Genomic DNA, 6,325 nt, shown 5'->3' with positions numbered 1-6,325 from the left:
AAGCCCTGGGAGACCAGGGCCGCGGCGTGGAGCCAGGCCCTACGGGTAGCTGGACATAGTTGCCGGTGATGAATGCGGCCCTGCACCAGGTGCGGGTCGAAGGGGACGATGGCCACCTCACGCACAAACGGGGCGTATTCCGCGGTGATGGCTTGGGCCTTGGTGCTGTGCGAGGGCATCAGCTCGGAGATGACCACCACGGCATTGCGGGCCAGTTCCTTGGCATGGGGGCCTCCAGCGTGCAGGGCTTTGAGGGCGTTGACCCCGCCCTGGGCCTTATCGGACTCGGTGGTGGTGGCGATGATGATCTGATCAGTGTGAGCGATCATGTGCGCCCAGTTCTCGCCCCGGGTGGAGTTGCCGCTGTCCATGATGACGAGCCGGTAGTACTTCTCGGCCACCCGGTGCAAGGCGTCCACCTCGACGCCAGTAATTTCGTGGGTGTTGGACGGTGACTCGTCAGAGCGTAGGACGTCGTAGGCGTCATACGCCTGATGGTGGACGAAGGCAGCTAACTCGGCCGCCTTGGCTTCGGCTGTAAGGAAGTGATCGGTGTGGTGGAGAAGGTCCAGCGCGGTGGAGTCGTGGCCGGCGCCGTCGGTACGCCAGCCCAGGGATCCCATGGCTTCGTTATTATCCCAGGCGAGCACGCCCGCCCCGCCGTGGCGGGCGAACTGGGCGGCGAGCAGGGCAACGGTGGGGGTTTTGTTGGCACCGCCCTTCTGGTTGACCACTGCGATGGTGCGGGAACCGATCCAGTGCCGTGAGACCGCGGCCAGGTCTTCTCGTTCCGCTACTTCCCCAGGCCCAGGGGTCAGATGCAGCCCGATGCGGTTGAGCATCCCGCGCCAACCGTGGGTGGCTGGTGCCTCGTCCAGAGAGCTGTCGGTGGCTATGAAGCTGGGGGCGGAGTCGATGTCTAAGACTGTCGTGTCAGATGGTTGCGGCACCGGGGCGCTAGAGGGCATTGACTTTGCCTGCACGGGACGGGACTGCGAAGCGTTCTTGAGAGTCGGCGCAACGATGGTGGAAGACGTTGAAGCAGCTTTTTTATGAGAGGAACTTTCGGACTCGCTCAGCAGTGATTCCGGGGCCGACTCGGCGGGCACGNCACGAGCTCTCCAGGTTTGACCGCACGGCTGCCTCGACGCCCGGTCCGGGGTAGGCGAGCGGGCGTCGCATCGGTGGAGACTTCCCCGTTGGGCCCAACGACCAAGTAGGTCTCGAATTCGTTCGCCGAAGATGGGTCGACGGCTACGACCTTGACGGGCCGACCCAAGATACGCGCGGTCTCGGTTAGTTGAGCAATGGCGTCGTCCATTGAATTTAGGGGGGTCACCACACCGTCGACGGAGACTTCAACGGTGTCGTTGTCGTTGAGCGTCGCGATGCATCGCGGACGGTCGAGCGCCTGCGCCATGGGAATGCCTTTCGTATCAGTCGGTGTCCCTCATTCCGAGGCTGGGTTGCTAGGAGACGTTGTAGTGAGCACGCAGATGTTCTTTCACGTCGTCCCGGAGGATGATCCAGTGCGAACCCAGCTGTATGGCTGGCACCCGCCCATCCCTCAGCCACCGGTAGGTCACTGTGCTGCTGGACAGCCCCAGCACGTCGGTCAGCTGGGCCACGGTAAGTCGCTCGGGCAGCCCGTGGAAGAGTCTGTCCAGCGACTCAGTCATAGAGAGCGCTCTAGCGATCACAGCGGCTCCGGTACATCGGAGTGGGAAAAAATTGCTTACGGTTGCACACCATAGCTCGAAACTGCCTATAATTGAACATGTTCAACTTAATTCCATGGATGATCCACGGCGATGGACCTCAGGGCATTGAATTCAACTTGGGAGCCTAGATGGGCAATCGGTGGACAGGGTTCGTCGCGCCCGGCACGGGGGCTCAGGCAGTCTCGCTCCTGGATGAGACCGTTTCTGAGCTGCCCCCGGTTCTTCGGGGAGCGCAGGCGCCCCAGCAGGGTATTTCTGCACCGGACGGCGACGTACGGCTCGAACGGTTTCCTGCGTCATCTATTGGTCCGTACTGGTTAGGCGCCCATGGTGGAGCGGGAGAGACCACATTCCGGGAGCTGCTAGACGGTGTCGAATGCCATCATCGTTGGCCTTCTCCAACCCCAGAGGCACCGTCTCCTGTCGTTGTCCTCCTCGCCCGTCAGACGCATCGCGGGTTGGAATCAGCTCGACGCGCCGCCCAGGGCTGGGCCTCCGGGCAACATCCGGATGTAGTGCTCGCGGGGTTGGTGATCGTGGCCGACACCCCGGGCAAGACCCCGAGATCCCTGGCAGCAGCGACCCGTGTGATCTCCGGCGGTGTCCCCTTCACCTGGATGGTGCCGTGGATCGAAGAACTCCGACTCACTGGAGCCGTGGACTGGGAGTCCATGGCCCGTGAGCCGAGGAAAGTCCTCACCGCTATCGGTGAGGCAGTCGATGAACTCACCTCCGAGAGGATTCCCCAATGATCGACCTCGTACTTGCCGCACAGGACACCGTTTTGGCCCTGCCTGCTGCACTGCCTGACTCCGACCCGCTGGCTCCTCCGGGCATCGGAGAGTCCTGGAACAGGATGATCGGTGTGGGCAAGTGGATTGCCTTGGGCATCGCCGTTCTGGGGCTGCTGGTGGTGGGCGGGAAGATGGCTTTCGACGCTCGTCGTGGTGAGACCACCGAAGAAATCTCCGGGATCATCAAGATCGTGTTGGCCGTCGCGCTGATCTCCGGGGGTGCTTCGATCCTTTCGTTTATCTCCCAAGACGGCGGAGGACAAGAAGAAGAGCAGAGTGGCGATGCGGAGGCTGCTGCCATTGTGATCCACGATGATTCCCACTTCAGCATCTAGAAGCTGACCACCATCAACAACTACAGGACCAGTCCCACGCGCGAAAAGGAGCAGCAGGTGACAGATCATTTTGAGGCGGACAACGACAAGTCATGGTGGGCGGGCCCTTGGTTCCTGGTCTCGGCGGTGCTCGTGGCCCTGCTGGTAGTGCTGGGACTGGTCCTGTGGCTGTGGCCCGATGGACAAAAGCAGTTGCAGTCTCAACCCGCACCGGCCACCGCGGCCGAAGCGTCCTCGGGTGGGGAGTCGGTGTGCGGGTTGTCCGCCATCGGCGGTACCACCTTGACCAAGGCGCCGAAGGATGTCGAGTGGGAAGCTCTGGGGGCGATTTACGCCCCAGCCTCGAAGAAGCACGGGCCGGGCGCCGTGGACGAGTCTACGGGTGTCCGGTCCTGCTACTCCCAGACCCCCGAAGGGGCATTGCTGGCTTCCACTAACATGCTGATCTCGGGCAACGACCCGCAGGTCCTCCTCGACACCATCGAAGCGCGAGTCATGGAGGGCCCCGGCAAGAACATCGCCATCGGGCAGGCGCAGCAGCGAGTGAGCGGGAACGACACGGCGACCGTCCCGCTGGAAGTGGCCGGGTTCCGGTTGCTCTCTTATACGGACGATAAGGCCACCGTCGAGGTTGTGCTGGCCGCTGACGACGGGACGGAAAAGGTTTACACAACGACCGCAACCGACATGGTTTGGTACGAGGGAGACTGGCGTTTCCTGTTGCAGGATGACGGGAGCGGTGGCCCCGTCTCGGGTCAGATTTCTGATCTGTCCGGGTACATCCTGTGGAATCCCGATAATGGCTGATGAGGAAAAGTGTGGATTCCTTGACGGCATCTGCAAAGCGAAAAAAGGTGTTAGCGAAGCTCTGACCGGTGCCGCCGGGGATGCCTTAGATCAGATCGCCGACGGTGTGACCGCCGGTGTGGTCGATACGGTCGCTTCCCTGGGTTCGATGTGGACGCGGATCGGCAGCGCTGGCCTCACTTCCGAGGGCGGTACCGGTTCTCAGACCCCGGTGCGGGGGGATTTCAACGCCTACATCGACACATTGATGGGTTACGCGAGCTGGCTCGGGTTGGGCGTTGCCGTGTTCGGGGTGCTGTTTTTGGGCATCGTGCTGGCCGTTAACGCCCGCCGCGGCGACGGCGCGGGCCTGGTCAACACCGCCACCGTCCTGGCCGGCGGGGCGGCGCTGGTTGGGGGAGCCACCAGCCTGATCGGTTTCCTCGTCCCGGCACGGGCGATGAACTTGAGCGGTTCGGTGGGATTCATCCAGGACCAGACCTTTTATCTCACTCTGGCGGTGGCCGCGCTGAGCGTGATGATCGCCGGGGCGCGGATGGCCTGGTCCCAGCGCGCTGAGCCGGCCCGGGAGCTGCTCAAGGGCCTGCTTACCTTGGCCGTGGTCACCGCTTCGGGGGTGACGATCCTCAATGTCTTGATCCGGGGCACCGACGCCCTGGCGGTGCAAATCATTGACTCCGCCATCGGGGATGATTTCCAGACCGATGTGCTCAAGCTCCTGGCCTTGGACAACATGGCCAGTAGTGGCACTAGTCCGGTGTGGTTGGGCGGCAACGTCATCTTGATCATCGTCGGCGGGGTGGTGGCGATCATCGTGAACCTCATTCAGGTGATGCTGATGGTGCTGCGCACCGGGATGTTGTTTCTGATGGCGGGGATCCTGCCGCTTTCTGCTGCCTTCTTGAATACGGAAACGGGTAAGAACTTCTTCCAGAAAGTCATCGCCTGGACCCTGGCGTTTGCTTTTTACAAGCCGGCGGCGGCCCTGATCTACGGGTTGGCGATCAAGATGTCCACCACCGGGGTATGGGAGGGCGACGGCGGGCTGATCCAGTTCGCTGCGGGGCTGATGATGATCATCGCCTCCGTGTTCGCGCTACCGGTGCTGATTGGTTTCCTCAGCCCCGTGCTGGGCTCGATGTCTTCCAACGGTAGAGGTGGTGCGTTGGGGGTCGCCGCGATGGGCGCGGCGATCCCGCAGGGCGCGGCCCACCTGTCGCGGTCCGGACGCGGATTCGGTTCCGATAGCTCCGCCAGCCAGGCGCCCACGTCCACACCATCGCCTACGCCTGCCGGTGCGGGCGCTGGCAGTGCGGGAACCGCCGGCGGGGGAACTGGCGCTGCTGGTGCCGGCGCCGCGGGTACCGCGGCCGCTGGGGCGGCTGCGGCTCCGGTGGCGGCCGGCTTGGCGGCCGCCGACGCCGTCAAGAAGACCGGGGAGGCTGTAGGAGAGGCCACCGCATCCAGCGCAGGAATCGGAATCTCCGACACGTCTTCGACTACGGGCCCAGGTGGTGCCCCGTCGGGCCCGGCACCCGGTAGCACCTCGTCTGCGGACCCAACCGATACCAAGGCCACCCAGGTGGCCTCAACGGGTCGCAGCTCCGGGGCCCGGCCTACCCCGGGTGCCGGCACTCCCGGACCCACCGCCGGCGGCGGGAAGAGTGCCCAGCCCACACCGGGTACTAGCACCGGCGCGCGCCCCACCCCGGGAGCTGGTGGTGGGGCCCACCCGCCGGGTCCGGCGGCGAAGGCCGCCCAGCAACAGGTGCGCCAGATCAAGGCGCAGATCATCCACGAGACCGGAGACGAGGCCCACCCCGATGGCGCAAACCGAAACTAAGACCGACACTCGTCCGCGGGTGTACGGCAACTTCCGTACCCCCACTTCCAAGGGCCTGGCCGGGCTCTCCACCGCCGGGACCGTGCTGCTGATCGGCGGGGTGGTCGGGGGCATCGTGCTGATGATGCTTAACCTGTGGTTGGTGGCCTTGGGTTTTGAGGCGGTGATCTTGACCCTGATCGTGTTGTCCATGCAGAAGAACAAGCACGGGCGCACCCTCATCGAGCGCATCATGCGCCGGGCCGGGTGGGCCAACGCCCGCTATAGCGGGGCTACCGTGTACCGGGCCGGGCCGGTGAGCCGGGTGCCCGGGGGCACCACGAAGCTGCCCGGGATCTCGGTGCGCTCCAAGATCACCGAACACGTCGACGGTTACGGCCGGCCCTTCGCCTTGCTGCAGGTCCCGCAGAAGGGCCACTTCACCGTGGTGCTGGCCTCCGAACCCGACGGCGGGGGCATGGTCGATCAGGACCACATCAACCGGTGGGTGGATCGCTGGTCGCACTGGCTGGGGATGCTCACCGATGAGCCGGGCCTGACTGCGGCCTCGGTGACAATCGAGGCCGCCCCGGACTCCGGGTACCGCCTGGCGCGCAAGATCGAGGCCCGGATCAGTGATGAGGCCCCCCAGTTCGCCCGAGATGTGATCAACGAGACCGTGCAGATGCTACCTGCCGGGGCTACCGTCACCCGGGCTTACATCGCGGTGACTTTCAAGGCCGCGATCCGCACCGGGTCCCGGGTGCGCAACGCCGCCGAGGTCGCCAATGATCTGGCTACCCGCCTACCCAACCTCACCCTCTCGCTCAATGACACTGGTGCGGG

The 6,325-nt window shown here is 64.3% G+C and carries 7 protein-coding genes; 5 read left to right on the top strand and 2 right to left on the bottom strand.

Annotated features, from left to right (window positions below; all coding sequences use genetic code 11):
* The coding region (locus ABEA06_RS07750; protein ID WP_345311109.1) for a MinD/ParA family ATP-binding protein at positions 1-950 on the bottom strand (950 nt) is incomplete at its 3' end.
* A 519-nt stretch (positions 951-1,469) separates the two neighbouring features.
* Positions 1,470-1,679, bottom strand: coding sequence for a helix-turn-helix domain-containing protein (locus ABEA06_RS07745; RefSeq protein WP_345311108.1), 210 nt, complete (start codon positions 1,677-1,679; stop codon positions 1,470-1,472).
* A gap of 170 nt (positions 1,680-1,849) precedes the next feature.
* On the opposite strand from ABEA06_RS07745, the gene ABEA06_RS07740 reads away from it, so the two are divergent.
* The 5 genes from ABEA06_RS07740 to ABEA06_RS07720 all read left to right on the top strand — a co-directional run.
* Entirely contained in the window at positions 1,850-2,473 is a 624-nt protein-coding gene (locus ABEA06_RS07740) for a DUF6668 family protein (protein ID WP_345311107.1), read from the top strand.
* On the top strand, positions 2,470-2,850 hold the full coding sequence (locus ABEA06_RS07735) for a hypothetical protein (RefSeq protein WP_345311106.1): 381 nt from the start codon (positions 2,470-2,472) through the stop codon (positions 2,848-2,850). The genes ABEA06_RS07740 and ABEA06_RS07735 overlap by 4 nt, the downstream gene beginning before the upstream one ends.
* A 57-nt stretch (positions 2,851-2,907) precedes the next feature.
* Positions 2,908-3,657 carry a hypothetical protein gene (locus ABEA06_RS07730; RefSeq protein ID WP_345311105.1) on the top strand — a complete coding sequence of 250 codons (750 nt, stop codon included), beginning with the start codon at positions 2,908-2,910 and terminating at the stop codon, positions 3,655-3,657.
* Entirely contained in the window at positions 3,650-5,500 is a 1,851-nt protein-coding gene (locus ABEA06_RS07725) for a type IV secretion system protein (RefSeq protein WP_345311104.1), read from the top strand. The genes ABEA06_RS07730 and ABEA06_RS07725 overlap by 8 nt, the downstream gene beginning before the upstream one ends.
* A partial coding sequence (locus ABEA06_RS07720; RefSeq protein ID WP_345311103.1) for an SCO6880 family protein occupies positions 5,481-6,325 on the top strand: 845 nt, incomplete at its 3' end. The genes ABEA06_RS07725 and ABEA06_RS07720, both read left to right, overlap by 20 nt.

Origin of the sequence: Kocuria gwangalliensis (assembly GCF_039544365.1) — a bacterium.
GTDB classification, from domain to species: domain Bacteria; phylum Actinomycetota; class Actinomycetes; order Actinomycetales; family Micrococcaceae; genus Kocuria; species Kocuria gwangalliensis.
Note: the sequence above shows the minus strand (reverse complement) of the source record. Positions and strands in the feature narration are given on the sequence as shown.

Bases quoted from the DNA above. Each gene is read 5' to 3' on its own strand.
- ABEA06_RS07745 (WP_345311108.1), bottom strand. From the start codon at position 1,679: ATGACTGAGTCGCTGGACAGACTCTTCCACGGGCTGCCCGAGCGACTT.
- ABEA06_RS07740 (WP_345311107.1), top strand. From the start codon at position 1,850: ATGGGCAATCGGTGGACAGGGTTCGTCGCGCCCGGCACGGGGGCTCAG.
- ABEA06_RS07735 (WP_345311106.1), top strand. From the start codon at position 2,470: ATGATCGACCTCGTACTTGCCGCACAGGACACCGTTTTGGCCCTGCCT.
- ABEA06_RS07725 (WP_345311104.1), top strand. From the start codon at position 3,650: ATGGCTGATGAGGAAAAGTGTGGATTCCTTGACGGCATCTGCAAAGCG.